Genomic DNA, 16341 nt, shown 5'->3' on the forward strand with positions numbered 1-16341 from the left:
GTATTTCCTGTCAGTGATCCTGCGCAGGCAGGGTCTGGTTTCCGTCACCCAGCGCGAGCTGCATAAACACGGTGTCCAGCCAGCGGCCATGCTTAAATCCAACGCTATGCAGGGTGCCTTTCATCTGAAAACCAGCGGCGAGATGTAAGCCAATGGAGGCTTTATTTTCGCTGTCACCGACGTTACCGATCAGTTGCCGATAGCCGTGGGTTTCTGCCCAGTCTATCGCCCGTCGCAGCAGTGCTTTCCCCGCGCCGCGTTTCTGAAACGCAGGATCAATATAGATAGAATCCTCCAGCGTGTGGCGGTACGCATAGCGTTCGCGATAATGGCCCAGATAGCAATATCCCTTCACTTCGCCCTCATGCAAAACCACCAGCCAGAGTAAACCAGCTGCTTTAATCTTTTTCAGACGGCCCGCCATCTCGCGTTCTTCCGGTGGCTGCGTCTCGAACGAGGCGGTTCCATGGAGAACATGCCAGGCATAAATTTTCTGTATCGCGGGAATATGCTGCTCTTCTGCTTCAATAATTTCCATTCTTGCAGGTTCTCATCAGTGATTTCTCTCCCGCCTACTCTTTCCCAAATGCCTCAGGGAGAGCAAACTTTTTATGACGGATATAAGGAAAAGCTCTGGTTAGCCGCACTTAAGCGGGTTAGCTATATGCTTTTTTCTTCTTAGCGATGCTTTATTGGTTTTTTAAACCGCGACCATCCTGCTGTTATAGTCATTTTCATTACGCATTAGCGGTTATTTTTTAAGGAAAAAAAGTGAAACTGACGTTATCTCATTTACGCACGGGTGCTGTGGTATTGCTGGCGGGATTACTGCTGGCGGGTTGTGATCAAAAAAGTGGTGATGCCAAACATATCAAAGTCGGCGTGATTAATGGCGCAGAGCAGGATGTGGCGGAAGTGGCGAAAAAGGTCGCGAAGGATAAATACGGTCTGGACGTCGAACTGGTCGGTTTCAGCGGCTCATTATTGCCGAATGACGCAACCGAGCATGGCGATCTGGATGCGAATGTTTTCCAGCACCGTCCGTTCCTCGATCAGGACAACAAAGCCCACGGCTATCATCTGGTGGCGGTCGGCAATACTTTTGTGTTCCCGATGGCGGGTTACTCGAAAAAAATCAAAACCGTGGATCAGCTGAAAGACGGCGCGACGGTGGCGATCCCCAACGATCCGACCAATTTAGGCCGGGCGCTTTTGCTGCTGCAAAAAGAGAAGCTTATCACCCTGAAAGAAGGTAAGGGCCTGCTGCCGACGGCGCTGGATATCGCCGCAAACCCGCATCATCTGAATATTATGGAGCTGGAAGGCGCGCAGTTACCGCGTGTGCTGGATGACCCGAAAGTCGATGTGGCGATCATCAGCACGACTTATATCCAGCAAACCGGGCTATCGCCGGTGCATGACAGCGTGTTTATCGAAGATAAAAATTCGCCATACGTGAATATTCTGGTTTCGCGTCCGGACAATAAAGATGCAGAAAATGTGCAGGAGTTTCTGAAATCGTATCAGTCGCCGGAAGTGGCGAAAGCGGCGGAGAAAATCTTTAACGGCGGCGCGGTACCGGGCTGGTGATCGGTTTAAACCGGACAATTTAACCTGCTGATCATCCTGAATCGCCCACTTAACCGTGGGCTTTTTTATTCAGTTCAGCCAGGCCGCCACCCCGCCGTGTCCTGAACATGTTCCCCGGCGATGCGTACTGAAACTGTATGTTCCATCCCTGCACTGAGCCGATGCGCCATCGGGCGCTTTGCCTGATTTGGTATGCGCCGGACGGTGAATTTCCTGCCCGTCTGAGTTGGTGTAATCGCCTTGCTCAATGAGTTCACTATCCTGCGACGAAGGCTGCGTATGCTGTCTGGCCACTGCCGTGTTGCATAAAAGGGCCACTGCAAAAAGAACAAATCCCAGTAAGCGCATGATTGCACTTTTCCCTGTTGTGGTTGTATGACCCGAATGATTGGTGAGGAGAATACTCCTGATACCCACATAGACAATGCTGATATTTGAACAGTAGTTAATCGTCTTACTGAACGGGGTAATAAGCACGGGGAAATCATTAACGGAGAATGTTTGCACGCAGAAAATTGTGTGCCGGAAAGCTCCGGATGGGGATATTACTCAGGTTGGGCAGAGCAGGACGAGTGGAAATGAATGGTAAAAATGGTGTCCCCTACAGGAATCGCACTAAATTTTAAGTTATTGTTTTTGCTTGTCTTTATTTTTAATTTTGATTTATGTACCCACCATTGTACCCATTTTCAAATTCAAGGATGTTATCCCTTTCTAAACCCTCTGAAAATGGGAAACAATTTGGCTACTCCCCCTGAGATGTCTGTCCTCTCATTCGAAGAATTTGTTCCGAATCAAGTAATTCATTTTGTAGATCTAAATTCCATAACTCTAATATTTTAGAGAATATCAAACTATTTACACTTTTGCTGGCTACTAATGACATTAATGTTACGTCAATGAGTGATAATGCCGAACACTGCATTGGCTCTATTAGCCCTTCATTAGAAGGCCCTGCCATTAAAAGTTCTTCTTCTCCGAACTCTTCGCTTAAAGAAAGGCTAAGTTTATAATCAAGACTCTTCGAGCCAAGATGTACTCTTATACTTGAAAACTTATAATAAGGGCGAAGGTATCCCAAGCCTGAGAAAGCTTCTAGATCGTAAAAGTTGACTTTTTTCTTTCCAATTACATCAACCGCCCATCCGTAGTCATTAGCATAGTGAGTACCATATTTTTTTACTAACTCATCATGTTTGTTTGAAATAATCTCCAAGGATTTATTATCAATTGATTCAAAACCTAATGACTCTGAGTGTTCAGAATACGAAAGAGAGAATTTATAATCATCAATATGTTTATGGTAGTAATACTTCTCTGCAATTTCATCTGATGACTCGTTTATAATTTTACTAATTACTGCGCATTCATGTAAGGATCGCCAACGAGCCATTGCTCCGTCGGCATAACCTCCTTTAAGGAGGTGTAATATTTCACATGATATATGAATAGCATGAGCTTGCATTCGTGTTAATACTTCTAACTTATATGTTTTTTCTTCAAATTCTTCGCTTCGGAAATCATTGTTAACGCTCGCCCCTAACTCTCGACACATAACAATTAACAGATTAAATCTATCTAAGGGAGACTTCCATACTTCATACAAGCGTTCTTCGAACTCTGAGATTAACTCTTTTTCATAATTTATATGCTCATTTTTGTTATTTTCTAAGCCATCTTTATAAATTTTGGCCACACTGTCAGCTATTGGTGATATGTTTTTAACAAACTGGTCTAAAATTTCCGTTATAGATTTTCCGCTTTCTTCAGAGATCTGTGTTGCGACATTTAAAATTATCTCTTCAAAATCAAAGTTCAAACTAGCTTCTTGGATAACACTCATGAAAAATTTCCTTATAAGTTAGGTGTTAATAGAGTGGTAATGGAAATAAACATGCACTCCCCATTACTGAATTTCAGATTTATTCATTTTCTAAATTAATTTTTTCACCATATTTATTTATAAAGTCTAGAAAATCTTCTTTAAAGTTAGAACTTATTCTTGCATACTCATAATTATTACCACGCCCATCCGGAATAGTTATTTTATACTTAAAGGATTTTCCTCTTCCGTTGTTTCTAGATAACAGGGTTATTATCAGTTCATCTTCTTTAAGATTGACCATAAAACTATGGCCGTTAAATATTTCTTCCTGACTAATGAAGTTTTCCATTGACTGTTTTACAAAATCTTGACCTGTTACTAATAACTTTTTAGCCTGAGAGTCTTTATCATTCTTATCGAATATTGGAATGTATCTCCTGTCATCTTCCTCATCATTACGAGATGATCCTTCTGTTTTTTTAACGTCCTCATTGACTGCCTCAGATGCTTCAGGAGTGCCTTTTTGTTTTAATAATGCTCTTAAGGATATATTTTCATCACGAAGTTTTTCGATCTCTTTTTCGAATTCAATATTTAAAATGAAAGCGTCAGACCTTATTTTTTTGGCTTCTTCTTTAGTCAATGGTGTGTCATCATCAATTTGCTGTTGTATTTCTTTTAATTCGACTTGACGTCTCCTATAGAAGGAATATGTGTACTTTGCTGGGTATGGGTATATATAAATAACAAATAACGCTGTTAGTAAAGGATAAAATATCCCATGTAAGGCTATATCATAGGCGCTGGTGTAGATATTTAAGTCAATGTATTTGAATTTTTCTTCAATTTTAATTCCGGAAAGTAATACTAAAATAAATTTATAGTTCCAACCGACCCAAGAGATAAAAAAACAGCTAAAAAGAGGACTTGTAACTCTGTCGTATAATTGTGATTTTACAGTCTTAATTAAGTCATCAAACATAAAAACTTCCTTAGTATGGTTATTTTTTAGATTTGTAATGCTTAGTCTGTTATTTATAACAGAGAGTGAGTTATTACTATTATTGCCGCATATGGAATGAAAGACATTAATCCCGCAGTTAAATAGGAAAATGCAATCCACTTTTTAGAATTTCCATAGAATTCATCTTTTGATATTATACTTGTAATTCCTCGCAGATATCCACGGAAGGTAATTATTGTTAAGAGCAATGAGGCTAATATCATAATATATAGCATCGGGTGCATTATGTTCTTTTTGGCACCTATGATGACTGTGGCGAATAATGCAGCTAGCATGGTTGAAATACCTGACATTTTATTCAGTAACTCAATGATTTTCTCACCAATTTTATCGAAAATAGCCCATCGAGACATTTGTCTTATTTCCCTTCAAAGTTTAAATTCAGCCTGTACTTGAGATTAATTGTCCAAAGCAGAGTGAATGACTAACCGAAATCCCTTATGCACAGAGAAGCAGATCATACATATCTCTCTGGCAATAATTTAATTATATTTGCGCTCGCGCGCAATGCTATCCCCGCCACGCCTGCCCGCTTTTCATATTGCTTTTAATGCATATGCATGGACGTGCTCAGAGCGCGCCAGTACAGGCTTGGAGGGTTTTGAAAAATACTCATTTTAAAATGCAAAAGCATGCAGTAAGAATGCACCACACATTTTGATAAAATCAATGATTTAATCGGTTTTTATGGTGAATTTTTGAAGGTAGGCAACACAGTGCAAGAACAAAGAAAGTGGCAAGTTTTTCAGTAAAAATGAGTATCTCGTAGGAGTCATTGCGCCGAGATACCCATTTATGTGATTGGGAATTTGGGAGGTTATTTCTCCGTTACGCTGAGTTGCTCTTCCTTACGCTTCAGGGCTGCAAATGCCATCGACCGGCCACCGCCGCTGGCAAGTTTTGCGCTGAAATACTTCGTCTCAGGCCGGTGAACGCCAAGTTGTGCTAAAACGGGTTCCTGAGCCATGTCGAATTTGTAGCGCGTCATTTCATCTTTCAGATACTGATTAATTTCTTCAAAAATGACGGCGTCCGGACTGACTTCGTAATCGCTCAGCCTGCCGCCCAGCGTTACGGTAGCCTGCTGGTATCTTAAGGCTGTACGTTTCAATGATACTGCCCGGATTAGCGTCTCAAGGCCTGCTGACAGCGCTTTTTTCAGTTCCTGCTCTGCATAGGCCATTAACGCACTTTCATGGCTGTCTAAAAGCGCTTTGCCAGAGCCTGAACAGGTAATTTCCTGACGGTCTTTTTCAATGTCCAGACTGAGAAGCAGGTGTCCCAGCTCGCGTGACATTTCCTGATTTGCCAGACGTTGCAGTTGCTGCGCTTTCATTTCGTCGCTGACCTGACCGCGCATTTTCAAAAAGGCCTCGCGCCACTGGCCACCGGACTGCTCACTGAGTTTATCTATTTCCTCTTTTTGATTTTTGCAGCGGGTCATGTCGGCAATTATCTCCTCCATTTTATTCACATTCCCCTGCTGGGTCTGCTTGGTATCGAGATAACGCGAAATAGCCTGCTGAACGGCAGGCGATAATTCTGACTCAGGCGTATTGGGTTTCATAAATGGCTCTCACATTGGGTCGGTTAATATCAATAATTATGAGCCTGACCGGAGAGCGTTTCTATTGAGGCAGGACGTACTGTGGACGACAGAACGGCGGAAGCTAACGCATATTTTTCAATGCTGTAATCTAAGCATATCGCTAATAACTTCAGAAAAGAAAGGGGAAATATCAATGCTCACACTCAAACTCGGCACCCAGCAAATCACACTCACTCAGCGTGATGCCATGCGGTTAATTGAAGGCATGATGTTAGCAATCAAAGACCCTGCCGGCGCGGGCAGAAATGCGCTACATCTTGGGGATTTGACTCTTTCCTCTCAGCCGCAGTCTGTGAAACAGCCGGTAAATTACTCTTCAGGCGCGAAGGACACGCTGACAAACTGTTGAGGGTATTTGTCACCCGTCGGGCGATGAAAAAAACGCCTGCCAGAAATAAACGCTTCGGGTTTCTGTATTATTCAGTAATTCTCGGCGCGTACATGTAGTACAGGTGCGTACAGCTATGATTCGCAATGTAAAATCCTGTACTACATGCCACATTTACACCGCGTACATGTAGTACAGTTGGGTGCATGTAATGACAAATCAGCCGTGTACGACATGTACTACACGCTATTGCCGATGTAGTACATGAAAAACCCTTTAAATATCATAGCTTGTACGCGGTGTACGACATGTACTACATGGATTAATAATAAAATAAGATACGCGAGGCACTGACCTCAGCCGATGACCTCCTGATTGAGCACGTAAACAAACTTCGGCCCTATTTCTGGCAGGCGAATTTGCTTTTGTATCCGGTTTTCGCTGGTTTCAGTGATCCAGCCGTTTTCACGGCACAGCTGGGCGGTTTTCTTCTGGTCTGATGTGCCGCAAATCTCTTTCCAGCCGCTTGGCAATACGTAAAAAGTGGTCACCGCATCACTGGCATTATCACCTCTTACCACTCTGCGATAGCCCACCATATTGGCAGGCCGGTTTTTATCATCATTCCAGTCTGCAAAACGGGTGAACTGATTGGCCGTGATGAAACGCCGTATCCGCTCCAGCGCATCCGCTTCTTCCTGATTGGCAGAGTGGCCACGGTCTTTCAGCCACGCATCAAGACAGGCTTGTGCGGCGCGAAGCGCCTCGCCGGATGGCCATCCGGTTATGCCTGCAAGCGAGGCCAGCTCGCCCGCCACGGCCAGCAGGGCAAAGCGATCTACGATACGCCCCACTTGTTTACATGCCTAACGCCCGAGTGGTGTCCTTCCCATTAATAGTGCGTCTGAAGCGCCAATACTTCGAACCATTAGAATGCACCAGAAGATATAACCCCTTGGAATCACTGAGTTTATAGGGTTTGTCTTTTGGCTTCGAGCCCCTGATGCCTGTGTCAGTTAATGGCATGAAATTTCCTTAGTTCGACGGGTACAAATTTTATCGAACCAATTATACCCGCTTTTATACCCGAGAAAAAATGGGCTGTCATGGGTTTCTATGGGATTGAATGGGATGTTATTTCTGTTTTACTTTATGATTTTAATGGGTTTTTTGTACTTGGCGGGATGTCGTGGAAAGTGGTTATGGTGTCCCCTACAGGAATCGAACCTGTAACTAGCCCTTAGGAGGGGCTTGTTATATCCGTTTAACTAAGGAGACACGGGCGCCTGTGGAGAGCGCCCGCGTAGTATACCCATTTTTCTGGTAATAATAAGATACCAGGCTGTCGTTTGGTTGTTTCCTCGCCACTCAGGGCTTCGCGGCCTCTTTTTTGGCGGCTTCCCGTTCCGCTTTCTTCGCTTCGGCTTTCTTCTGATTACTCATGTCGTTGCGGATCTGCGCGTGGCTTATCAGCGCGAAGATAAACGTGCCGCCGAAGATGTTGCCAGCCAGCGTCGGCAGGGCGAACGGCCAGATAAATTCATACCAGGGGATGGCGCCCGAGAATACCAGATAGAGGATTTCAACCGAGCCGACGACGATGTGCGTCAGGTCGCCGATCGCCACCATATAGGTCATCAGCATGATCACCCACAGTTTGGCGGTACCGGCAGAGGGGATCATCCACACCATGGTGGCAATCAGCCAGCCGGACACCATGCCGCCGACAAACATGCCCTGAGGGTCTTTCTTCATGATCTCCATACTGATGGTGCGAAACGCTTCGTCGGTCGCGGTATCGAAAAAGGGCACCAGATGAAACACCAGCGCCGCCAGTCCGCCGCCGATGACATTACCTGCCAGCACGATGCCCCATAAACGCAGCAGCAGCAGAATGTTTCTGCCGGTCGGTTTTTGCATGATGGGTAACACGGCGGTCACGGTGTTTTCGGTAAATAACTGCTGGCGCGCCATGATCACAATAATGAACCCGACGGTATAACCGATATTTTCAATGAAGAAGCGTTCCGGTGTATCAGGCAGGCGGGCATGAAGAATACCTTTCGCCATCAGTGAGGCGCTGATCGACAATCCGGCGGCAATCGCCGACCACAGTAACGCCTGTCCGTCGCGCTCAAGCTCTTTTTCACCTTCCATGCGGATAACTTCGTGAACGGCGGCCGCTTTCGACGGCAGGTTATCTTCGCCGGTCTCGATTTCCTTCCCCTGCGTATGTTCGTCGCTGTCAACATCGTTGTCATCGTGATGCTGTTTTTCTCCGGCCATTGTGGTTCCCCAAAAGTAAAGCAAAGTGATTGCAGACATATCCATGAGTAAGCATAGGCGAGGCAGGGAAATTATGAGCAGGTATACAAAAAAGTTACAAACCGTTAACCCATGAACCTTATGGAACATTTCAGAGGGTGCTGGCCGGATTTCAGGTTTTTCAGCCGGGTAAACTGTGCCTGCCTAAGCTGCGTCGCGCCTGACGCCTGTGATATGATGCACACTTGTGAAAAATAAGAGACATCACCATGTTTGAAGCCCTGAATCTGAGCTGTGTTCGTGATGAACGACCCCTGTTTAGCGGCTTAAGTTTTACTGTCGAACCGGGTGAAGTGGTGCAGATTGAAGGCCGCAACGGTGCCGGTAAAACCAGTTTACTGCGTATTCTTGCCGGGTTGTCCTCGCCGGACGCCGGTGAAGTCCGCTGGCAGGGCGTGAGTACCCGCCGTCAGCGCGATATTTTCCATCAGCAGCTTTTGTATCTTGGCCATCAGCCCGGCGTAAAGTCAGTGCTTACTGCGTTTGAAAACCTTGCCTTCTATCTGTCTGTGAACGGCCCGACGGTCAAAGGTAACGCCAGCGCGGAAGCGATTTACCAGGCACTGGAAAACGTCGGATTGCTGGGTTATGAAGATGTGACGGTGGCGCAGATGTCTGCCGGGCAGCAACGCCGCGTCGCTCTGGCGCGTCTGTGGCTGAGTGATGCGCCGTTATGGATCCTCGATGAACCGCTGACCGCCATTGATAAACAAGGCGTTGCCACACTGACAGCGCTGTTTGAACAGCATGCGCAGCAGGGCGGAATGGTGTTGCTGACCACGCACCAGGATTTGCAGGGCGTTAACCGCGACGTGCGGAAACTTCGTCTGACCAGCGCAGAGCCGGTGTGACGCGAAGGGGATAGAAAAGGAATGTTTACGAAAGTCCTGCGCCGCGAACTGAAAATTGCCTTTCGCAAAAGCGCTGAAATCATTAACCCGCTGTGGTTTTTCCTGATTGTGATTACGCTGTTCCCGTTAGGGATCGGCCCTGAGCCTAAACTGCTGGCGCGCATTGCGCCCGGCATTGTCTGGGTCGCCGCGCTGTTGTCCTCCCTGCTGGCACTGGAAAGATTGTTCCGTGATGACTATCTCGATGGCACGCTTGAGCAACTGTTGTTATTGCCTTCGCCGCTGGCAATCACGGTTTTGGGGAAAGTATGTGCTCACTGGGTGGTGACGGGATTACCGTTACTGATCCTCTCACCGCTGATTGCGCTGCTGCTTTCGCTGGATTTTGAAACCTGGAAAGCCGTCGCGCTGACGATTTTACTGGGCACGCCGACGCTGAGTTTTATCGGCGCGATTGGCGTGGCGCTGACCGTCGGGTTGCGCAAGGGCGGCGTTCTGCTCAGCCTGCTGGTGTTGCCGCTGTATATTCCGGTGCTGATTTTTGCCACCGGCGCGATTGATGCCGCATCAATGTCGATGCCCATCGGCGGTTATCTGGCCATTCTTGGCGCGATGCTGGCGGGCAGTGCCACTCTGGCTCCGTTTGCTACGGCCGCTGCTCTGCGAGTGAGTATCCACTAACCCGTCATACTTCGAGCTGCAGATGCGTTGGCTGCTCTTCGCCACCCGAATCACTTACTTGTGTAAGCTCATCGGGATGGCGTCGTTTGCCGCGTTACTCAGCCTGCGGCTTCACCCCTGGAGGGGCCGCTGCAAGCAGCGTTCTAAATCTGCTTACAGCAGATTTAGTCCTGCAACTCGAATTATTTAGGGTTAACTATGAATCTGGCCCCAACATAGAATTATTTTACGTGTCGTTACAATAGAGAAGAAAAAACGCAACCTTTGACTAACATCACACTTCTCTATAGTGAACAATAGAGATGCCAATAATAAGTGCGGGTGATTTATCGCTGACCGCGCAAGAACCCACCGAGGTTCCATGGCATAACACACAGTGACATTTTAGAGTGAGCAACGATAACAATGTGGAAATGGTTACATCAACTCGCCAGGCCAGAACGGCTTTACCACGTCTGTGGCCGGTTCATTCCCTGGCTCGGGATTTTGGGGCTTGCCTGCCTGCTGATCGGCTGGGTATGGGGTTTTGGCTATGCACCGCCGGATTACCAGCAAGGTAACAGTTACCGGATTATGTATATCCACGTTCCGGCGGCGATCTGGTCGATGGGGATTTACAGCGGGATGGCGATCGCGGCGTTTATCGGTCTGGTGTGGCAGATGAAAATGTCCGATCTGGCCGTTGCTGCGATGGCACCGGTCGGCGCTGTTTTCACATTTATTGCACTGGTTACCGGCTCTGCATGGGGCAAACCGATGTGGGGCACCTGGTGGGTGTGGGATGCGCGTCTGACGTCCGAACTGGTGCTACTGTTTCTGTATCTCGGTGTCATTGCGCTGTATAACGCCTTCGACGACCGCCGTCTGGCCGGGCGTGCCGCCGGTATTCTGGTGCTGGTCGGCGTGGTGAACATTCCCATCATCCATTACTCCGTACAGTGGTGGAACACGCTGCATCAGGGGTCCACCAACATGCAGCAAACCATCGACCCGAGCATGCGTTATCCGTTGCGCTGGGCAATTTTCGGTTACCTGTTCTTCTTTATTACCCTGACCCTGATGCGTTTACGTAACCTGATTTTGGTTCAGGAACGTCTGCGTCCGTGGGTGGCCGGTCTTGTGAATAAGGAGCGTCGCGGATGAGCCCTGCATTCTCAAGCTGGCATGATTTTTTTGCGATGGGCGGCTACGCCTTTTATGTCTGGCTGTCGGTCGCCGCGACGCTGCTCTCGCTGATCATGCTGGTGGCGCATACCTGTATTCAGCACCGGCAGATCCTCGGCGACGTCCGTCGTCGTCAGGCACGCGAAAAACGCATCAGTCAGTCTCAGTCTAAAAAACAGCCAGGCGCACAGACGTCACCGCTGGAAGAACCGGACACCTCCGGGGAGAAGTTATTGTGAATCCACGTCGTAAAAAACGGCTGTCGCTGGCGCTGGTGGTGCTGATCGGCCTTGGTCTGAGCATTTCACTGGTGATGTACGCGCTGCGCTCCAACATTGATTTGTTTTATACACCCAGTGAAATATTGCAGGGCAAAGGCGAGGACCACGAAATGCCGACCGTCGGCCAGCGCCTGCGCATCGGCGGCATGGTGATGCCCGGTTCGGTGAAACGTGACCCGAAAAGCCTGCAGGTGAGTTTTAAAATTTATGATGCGCGCGGCGCGATTGCCGTGACCTATAACGGCATCCTGCCGGATCTGTTCCGTGAAGGGCAGGGCGTGGTGGCGCAGGGCGTGATGGAACCGGGGAATGTGGTGAATGCCATTCAGGTGCTGGCAAAACACGACGAAAAATATGTGCCGCCGGAAGTTGCCGACGCCATGAAAGAAAACCACAAAGGACCGGCTTCGGCCTACGTGGGTAACAATAAAGGAAACGACCGCTCATGATGCCGGAACTGGGAACATTTGCACTCTGTCTGGCATTAGGGCTGGCGGTGTTACTGAGTATTTATCCGCAGTGGGGCGCGGCCCGTCAGGACAGCCGGATGATGGCGATGGCGCGTCCGTTGTCTTACGGCATGTTCGCCTGCATCGCGCTGGCCTTTATTATTCTGGTGCATGCGTTTGTGGTGAATGATTTCACCGTCGCCTATGTTGCCAATAATTCCAATACCCGCCTGCCGGTGTATTACCGCGTGGCCGCCACCTGGGGAGCGCACGAAGGTTCGCTGCTGCTGTGGGTGTTATTACTCAGTTGCTGGACGCTTGCCGTGGCGCTGTTCAGCCGCCGTATGCCGCAGGATGCCGTGGCGCGCGTGCTGGCGGTGATGGGCATGATCACCGGCGGATTCCTGCTGTTTATTCTGCTGACGTCCAACCCGTTTATCCGCTCGCTGCCGAATTTCCCGGTGGACGGCAGCGACCTGAATCCGGTGTTACAGGACATCGGCCTGATATTCCATCCGCCATTGCTGTACATGGGGTATGTCGGTTTCTCGGTGGCCTTTGCTTTCGCGATTGCTTCGCTGATGGCAGGGCGTCTGGATACCGCATGGGCGCGCTGGTCGCGGCCGTGGACACAAGCCGCCTGGGTGTTTCTGACCATCGGTATCGTACTCGGATCGGCGTGGGCGTATTACGAATTAGGCTGGGGCGGCTGGTGGTTCTGGGATCCGGTTGAAAATGCTTCTTTTATGCCGTGGCTGGCCGGTACGGCGCTGATCCACTCGCTCGCCGTCACCGAAAAGCGCGGGACGTTCAAAGCCTGGACGGTGCTGCTGGCCATCACGGCGTTCTCGCTGTGCCTGCTCGGCACTTTTCTGGTGCGTTCCGGCGTGCTGGTCTCGGTTCACTCGTTTGCCTCTGATCCGGCACGCGGCATGTTTATCCTGGCTTACCTGGTGATTGTGATTGGTGGCTCGCTGCTGCTGTACGCCTTCAAAGGCAACTCGGTGCGTGCGCCGGGCCGTCACGAGCTGCATTCCCGCGAAAGTTATCTGCTGGGCAACAACGTATTGCTGGTCGCCGCGATGCTGGTGGTGCTGCTCGGTACGCTGCTGCCGCTTATCCACAAACAGCTCGGGCTGGGCAGTATTTCTATCGGTGAACCCTTCTTTAATACGATGTTTACCTGGCTGATGGCACCGCTGGCGCTGTTGTTAGGTATCGGGCCGCTGGTGCGCTGGCGTCGTGATGAACCCAGCAAACTGTGGCGTCGTCTGGGCGTGGCGCTGTTGGTCACGCTGGTATTGTCGATTCTTCTGCCGTGGCTGTTACAGGATAAAATTGTCGGCATGACCGTAGTCGGACTGCTGATGTCGGTGTGGGTGATTGTGCTGACGCTGATGGAGCTGCACGAACGTGCCACGCACCGTCACTCATTCTGGCGCGGTCTGACCAAACTTTCCCGCAGCCACTGGGGCATGGTGCTCGGCCATCTGGGTGTTGCGGTGACGGTGATCGGCATCGCGTTTAGCCAGAATTACAGCGTTGAGCGTGATGTCCGCATGAAGTCCGGCGATACCGTGGATATTCATGATTATCACTTTATCTTCCGCGACGTTCGCGATATCACCGGCCCGAACTATACCGGCGGTGAGGCCAATATTGATGTGACGCAAAACGGCAAGCAAGTCACCACGCTGCACGCGGAAAAACGCTTCTACAGCGTGGCGCGCAGCATGATGACCGAAGCGGCGATTGACGGCAATCTGGCGCGCGACCTGTATGCGGCGCTCGGCGAAGAGATGGACGATGGCTCATGGGCGGTACGGTTGTACTACAAACCCTTTGTCCGCTGGATCTGGCTCGGTGGCCTGTTTATGGCGGCCGGTGGCGTGCTGTGTATTCTCGATCCGCGTTATCGCATGAGTAAAAAACTTAAGAAGCAAGGTCTGGCGGAGGCTGAAGAAGCATGAACCGTAAACTCCTCTTTATTCCGCTGATCTTGTTCCTGGCGCTGGCCGCGGCTTTTCTGGTGCAACTGACCCGCAATGCCAACGGCGATGATCCGACGCTGCTGGAATCAGCCCTGATTGGCAAACCGGTGCCGGTGTTCAAGCTGGAATCGCTGGCGCAGGTGGGCAAAACCTACGATCAGTCGGTGCTGCGCGATGGCAAACCGATGCTGCTTAATGTCTGGGCGACATGGTGTCCGACCTGCCGCGCCGAGCATGATTATCTCAATACGCTGGCAGCAAAGGGTGTCCGCGTGGTCGGTCTGAACTACAAAGACGACCGGCAGAAAGCGGTGAACTGGCTCAATACGCTGGGCAATCCTTACATGCTCAGCCTGTATGACGGCGACGGCATGCTCGGGTTAGATCTGGGTGTTTACGGTGCGCCGGAAACCTTCCTGATCGACGGGCAGGGCATTATCCGCTATCGCCATGCCGGTGACTTAAACGAAAAAGTCTGGCAGACCGAAGTTCTGCCGCTGTACAAAAAATACGGAGGCAATGTATGAGACTGATTTCATCGCTGCCTGCGTTGTTGCTGGGCATGCTGCTGAGTGTCAGCGCGTTCGCCTCCATCGACACGTATCAGTTCAAATCGCCGGAACAGGAACAGGCTTACCGGGACATCACGGCGCAGTTGCGCTGCCCGAAATGTCAGAACACCAATATTGCCGCGTCGGATTCGATTATCGCCGCCGATATGCGCACCAAGGTGTTTCAGTTGCTTAATGAAGGGCAGGACAGACAGCAAATCGTCGCGTATATGGTGGCGCGTTATGGCAATTTCGTGACTTACGAACCGCCGGTCACGCCCTCGACAATCATTTTGTGGCTCGGGCCGGTGCTGGTGATTGTTATCGGCGCAGGCATGATTTTCATGCGTTCCCGCCGGGGGGCTGCGCGCACTGAAAACACGGCCACATCAATGTCAGAACAAGAGAGACAGCGCCTGGCGCAGTTACTTAAAGACAGCGACAGGAAAGGATCATGAGTATTTTTTGGCTGTGCATTGTAGTGATGCTGGTTATTGCACTGGCGCTGTTTATCGTGCCGGTTATCCGTGGCGACCGGGCGGAACATACCTCCCGCGATGCGCTGAACAAAGCGTTTTACCATCACCGTCTGAGTGAGCTGGAAGAAGATGAAGCGCAGGGCGTGGTGGATGAACGTCCGGCGCACATCCAGGAATTACAGGAAAACCTGCTGACGGACATTCCCGCCGGGCAGATGCCCGTCGCCACGCAGCCTATTGGCCGCTGGACGCTGGTGCCGGGCGCCATCTTGCTGGTGATGATCACGCTGGGTGTGTATCTCTACGCCGGTGGTCTGGGGCAGGTGAGTGCGTGGGATCAGGTCATGCAGCGTATGCCCGATTTACGCCACCGCATTGCTGATGACCACGGCGCGCCGCTGACCGCCACGGACGTGCAGGATTTAGGGCTCGGATTGCGTACCGATTTGCAGGCAAATCCGCATAATGTCCAGGACTGGGTGATGCTTGGCCGTGTCGGGATGGCGCTCAATAATGCCGCCACCGCCACGCAGGCTTATGCCCATGCCTATGAGCTTGCGCCGGACGATATGTCAGTCAAACTCGGTTATGCCGAAGTGTTAACCCGTTCGTCTGATCCGCAGGATAACCTTACCGGCGGCAATCTTTTACGCAGTATGCTGGAAAAATCTCAGGGTGATCTGCGTGTGTTAAGTCTGCTGGCCTATAATGAATACGAACAGGGCCACTACCCGCAAGCCATTGGTGCATGGGAGGTTATGCAGAAAATCCTGCCAGCCGGTGACAAACGCCTTGAAATGGTCAACGCCAGCATTGCGCAGGCAAAACAAAAAGCGGGGCTGGATCAGGTTAAACTGGCGGTCAATGTCACGCTTTCTGCCGGGGCTCAGGGGAAACTTCCGCAGAATGGCACGGTCTTTATTTCGGTGACGGATGGCAGCAGTCCGGTGCCGGTTGCGGTGAAAAAACTGCCGCTGAGCCGCTTCCCGCTGGCGGTCACCGTCGATGACAGCAACGCAATGATGCCGGAACGCTTGCTTTCTTCGCTGCATCAATTAAAAGTACGCGTTCGTATTTCACAAAATGGTCTGGCAACGCCAGCCTCAGGTGACTGGTACGGCGACAGTCCGCTGACTGATTTTACCGGTAACGGTCAGGTCAGCATCGACATTAATCAGCAGGTTCCATAATAA

The 16341-nt window shown here is 49.9% G+C and carries 19 protein-coding genes, 1 tRNA gene and 1 pseudogene; 11 read left to right on the top strand and 10 right to left on the bottom strand.

Features of this window, described 5'->3' with window-relative positions:
• Positions 1–10: 10 nt before the first annotated feature.
• Positions 11–538: a GNAT family N-acetyltransferase gene (locus RAHAQ2_RS06045; RefSeq protein WP_015696386.1), complete on the bottom strand. Its 528-nt coding sequence runs from the start codon at positions 536–538 to the stop codon at positions 11–13.
• Between the two features lie 233 nt (positions 539–771).
• On the opposite strand from RAHAQ2_RS06045, the gene nlpA reads away from it, so the two are divergent.
• Positions 772–1590, top strand: a complete 819-nt coding sequence (gene nlpA / locus RAHAQ2_RS06050) for a lipoprotein NlpA (protein WP_015696387.1) — start codon at positions 772–774, stop codon at positions 1588–1590.
• Positions 1591–1659: 69 nt separating this feature from the next.
• Here nlpA and RAHAQ2_RS06055 read toward each other — a convergent pair whose 3' ends face one another.
• The 5 genes from RAHAQ2_RS06055 to RAHAQ2_RS06075 form a co-directional block, all read right to left on the bottom strand.
• Positions 1660–1938, bottom strand: coding sequence for a DUF3761 domain-containing protein (locus RAHAQ2_RS06055; RefSeq protein WP_015696388.1), 279 nt, complete (start codon positions 1936–1938; stop codon positions 1660–1662).
• A 397-nt stretch (positions 1939–2335) separates the two neighbouring features.
• A complete protein-coding gene (locus RAHAQ2_RS06060) occupies positions 2336–3433 on the bottom strand; it encodes a DUF5677 domain-containing protein (protein WP_015696389.1) in 1098 nt (365 codons plus the stop codon).
• A 79-nt stretch (positions 3434–3512) separates the two neighbouring features.
• Positions 3513–4397: a hypothetical protein gene (locus tag RAHAQ2_RS06065; protein WP_015696390.1), complete on the bottom strand. Its 885-nt coding sequence runs from the start codon at positions 4395–4397 to the stop codon at positions 3513–3515.
• A 53-nt stretch (positions 4398–4450) separates the two neighbouring features.
• Entirely contained in the window at positions 4451–4792 is a 342-nt protein-coding gene (locus RAHAQ2_RS06070) for a hypothetical protein (RefSeq protein WP_015696391.1), read from the bottom strand.
• Between the two features lie 464 nt (positions 4793–5256).
• A complete protein-coding gene (locus RAHAQ2_RS06075) occupies positions 5257–6006 on the bottom strand; it encodes a hypothetical protein (RefSeq protein ID WP_015696392.1) in 750 nt (249 codons plus the stop codon).
• 175 nt (positions 6007–6181) lie between these two features.
• On the opposite strand from RAHAQ2_RS06075, the gene RAHAQ2_RS06080 reads away from it, so the two are divergent.
• Complete coding sequence (locus tag RAHAQ2_RS06080) at positions 6182–6397, top strand: hypothetical protein (RefSeq protein WP_015696393.1); 216 nt, start codon at positions 6182–6184, stop codon at positions 6395–6397.
• Positions 6398–6732: 335 nt separating this feature from the next.
• On the opposite strand, the pseudogene RAHAQ2_RS06085 reads toward RAHAQ2_RS06080, so the two are convergent.
• From RAHAQ2_RS06085 to RAHAQ2_RS06095, 4 genes and pseudogenes are all read right to left on the bottom strand, one after another.
• A pseudogene (locus tag RAHAQ2_RS06085) lies at positions 6733–7242 on the bottom strand (alkaline-shock protein); the annotation flags it as partial.
• A complete protein-coding gene (locus tag RAHAQ2_RS24805; RefSeq protein ID WP_015696394.1) occupies positions 7235–7402 on the bottom strand; it encodes an Arm DNA-binding domain-containing protein in 168 nt (55 codons plus the stop codon). The pseudogene RAHAQ2_RS06085 and the gene RAHAQ2_RS24805, both read right to left, overlap by 8 nt.
• 177 nt (positions 7403–7579) lie before the next feature.
• A tRNA-Arg gene (locus RAHAQ2_RS06090) sits at positions 7580–7654 on the bottom strand.
• Positions 7655–7744: 90 nt separating this feature from the next.
• Positions 7745–8662 (bottom strand): formate/nitrite transporter family protein, encoded by a 918-nt coding sequence (locus tag RAHAQ2_RS06095; RefSeq protein WP_015696395.1) that lies wholly within the window; start codon positions 8660–8662, stop codon positions 7745–7747.
• A gap of 248 nt (positions 8663–8910) precedes the next feature.
• On the opposite strand from RAHAQ2_RS06095, the gene ccmA reads away from it, so the two are divergent.
• The 9 genes from ccmA to ccmI all read left to right on the top strand — a co-directional run bounded on the left by ccmA (position 8911) and on the right by ccmI (position 16338).
• Positions 8911–9552, top strand: coding sequence for a cytochrome c biogenesis heme-transporting ATPase CcmA (gene ccmA / locus RAHAQ2_RS06100; protein ID WP_015696396.1), 642 nt, complete (start codon positions 8911–8913; stop codon positions 9550–9552).
• 21 nt (positions 9553–9573) lie between these two features.
• Positions 9574–10233, top strand: a complete 660-nt coding sequence (gene ccmB, locus RAHAQ2_RS06105; protein ID WP_015696397.1) for a heme exporter protein CcmB — start codon at positions 9574–9576, stop codon at positions 10231–10233.
• A gap of 405 nt (positions 10234–10638) precedes the next feature.
• The gene (locus RAHAQ2_RS06110; protein WP_015696398.1) at positions 10639–11376 is read left to right on the top strand and encodes a heme ABC transporter permease; all 738 of its coding nucleotides are present in this window, start codon (positions 10639–10641) and stop codon (positions 11374–11376) included.
• Positions 11373–11636, top strand: a complete 264-nt coding sequence (gene ccmD, locus RAHAQ2_RS06115) for a heme exporter protein CcmD (protein ID WP_015696399.1) — start codon at positions 11373–11375, stop codon at positions 11634–11636. Before RAHAQ2_RS06110 ends, ccmD begins: the two co-directional genes overlap by 4 nt.
• A complete protein-coding gene (ccmE, locus tag RAHAQ2_RS06120) occupies positions 11633–12127 on the top strand; it encodes a cytochrome c maturation protein CcmE (RefSeq protein ID WP_015696400.1) in 495 nt (164 codons plus the stop codon). The genes ccmD and ccmE overlap by 4 nt, the downstream gene beginning before the upstream one ends.
• Positions 12124–14097: a heme lyase CcmF/NrfE family subunit gene (locus tag RAHAQ2_RS06125; protein ID WP_015696401.1), complete on the top strand. Its 1974-nt coding sequence runs from the start codon at positions 12124–12126 to the stop codon at positions 14095–14097. Before ccmE ends, RAHAQ2_RS06125 begins: the two co-directional genes overlap by 4 nt.
• Positions 14094–14645 (top strand): DsbE family thiol:disulfide interchange protein, encoded by a 552-nt coding sequence (locus RAHAQ2_RS06130; protein WP_015696402.1) that lies wholly within the window; start codon positions 14094–14096, stop codon positions 14643–14645. Before RAHAQ2_RS06125 ends, RAHAQ2_RS06130 begins: the two co-directional genes overlap by 4 nt.
• Positions 14642–15127 (top strand): cytochrome c-type biogenesis protein, encoded by a 486-nt coding sequence (locus RAHAQ2_RS06135; protein ID WP_015696403.1) that lies wholly within the window; start codon positions 14642–14644, stop codon positions 15125–15127. Before RAHAQ2_RS06130 ends, RAHAQ2_RS06135 begins: the two co-directional genes overlap by 4 nt.
• Positions 15124–16338 carry a c-type cytochrome biogenesis protein CcmI gene (gene ccmI / locus RAHAQ2_RS06140; protein WP_015696404.1) on the top strand — a complete coding sequence of 405 codons (1215 nt, stop codon included), beginning with the start codon at positions 15124–15126 and terminating at the stop codon, positions 16336–16338. The genes RAHAQ2_RS06135 and ccmI overlap by 4 nt, the downstream gene beginning before the upstream one ends.
• Positions 16339–16341 lie beyond the last annotated feature (3 nt).

This window comes from Rahnella aquatilis CIP 78.65 = ATCC 33071 (assembly GCF_000241955.1).
Lineage (GTDB): Bacteria > Pseudomonadota > Gammaproteobacteria > Enterobacterales > Enterobacteriaceae > Rahnella > Rahnella aquatilis.

Excerpts from the sequence above, each read along its gene's own strand:
- ccmB (WP_015696397.1), top strand. The coding sequence starts at position 9,574 with ATGTTTACGAAAGTCCTGCGCCGCGAACTGAAAATTGCCTTTCGCAAA.
- RAHAQ2_RS06080 (WP_015696393.1), top strand. The coding sequence starts at position 6,182 with ATGCTCACACTCAAACTCGGCACCCAGCAAATCACACTCACTCAGCGT.
- RAHAQ2_RS06095 (WP_015696395.1), bottom strand. The coding sequence starts at position 8,662 with ATGGCCGGAGAAAAACAGCATCACGATGACAACGATGTTGACAGCGAC.
- ccmD (WP_015696399.1), top strand. The coding sequence starts at position 11,373 with ATGAGCCCTGCATTCTCAAGCTGGCATGATTTTTTTGCGATGGGCGGC.
- RAHAQ2_RS06135 (WP_015696403.1), top strand. The coding sequence starts at position 14,642 with ATGAGACTGATTTCATCGCTGCCTGCGTTGTTGCTGGGCATGCTGCTG.
- RAHAQ2_RS06045 (WP_015696386.1), bottom strand. The coding sequence starts at position 538 with ATGGAAATTATTGAAGCAGAAGAGCAGCATATTCCCGCGATACAGAAA.
- RAHAQ2_RS06075 (WP_015696392.1), bottom strand. The coding sequence starts at position 6,006 with ATGAAACCCAATACGCCTGAGTCAGAATTATCGCCTGCCGTTCAGCAG.
- RAHAQ2_RS06125 (WP_015696401.1), top strand. The coding sequence starts at position 12,124 with ATGATGCCGGAACTGGGAACATTTGCACTCTGTCTGGCATTAGGGCTG.
- RAHAQ2_RS06130 (WP_015696402.1), top strand. The coding sequence starts at position 14,094 with ATGAACCGTAAACTCCTCTTTATTCCGCTGATCTTGTTCCTGGCGCTG.
- ccmA (WP_015696396.1), top strand. The coding sequence starts at position 8,911 with ATGTTTGAAGCCCTGAATCTGAGCTGTGTTCGTGATGAACGACCCCTG.
- RAHAQ2_RS06110 (WP_015696398.1), top strand. The coding sequence starts at position 10,639 with ATGTGGAAATGGTTACATCAACTCGCCAGGCCAGAACGGCTTTACCAC.
- RAHAQ2_RS06060 (WP_015696389.1), bottom strand. The coding sequence starts at position 3,433 with ATGAGTGTTATCCAAGAAGCTAGTTTGAACTTTGATTTTGAAGAGATA.
- RAHAQ2_RS06070 (WP_015696391.1), bottom strand. The coding sequence starts at position 4,792 with ATGTCTCGATGGGCTATTTTCGATAAAATTGGTGAGAAAATCATTGAG.
- RAHAQ2_RS06055 (WP_015696388.1), bottom strand. The coding sequence starts at position 1,938 with ATGCGCTTACTGGGATTTGTTCTTTTTGCAGTGGCCCTTTTATGCAAC.
- RAHAQ2_RS24805 (WP_015696394.1), bottom strand. The coding sequence starts at position 7,402 with ATGCCATTAACTGACACAGGCATCAGGGGCTCGAAGCCAAAAGACAAA.
- ccmI (WP_015696404.1), top strand. The coding sequence starts at position 15,124 with ATGAGTATTTTTTGGCTGTGCATTGTAGTGATGCTGGTTATTGCACTG.
- RAHAQ2_RS06065 (WP_015696390.1), bottom strand. The coding sequence starts at position 4,397 with ATGTTTGATGACTTAATTAAGACTGTAAAATCACAATTATACGACAGA.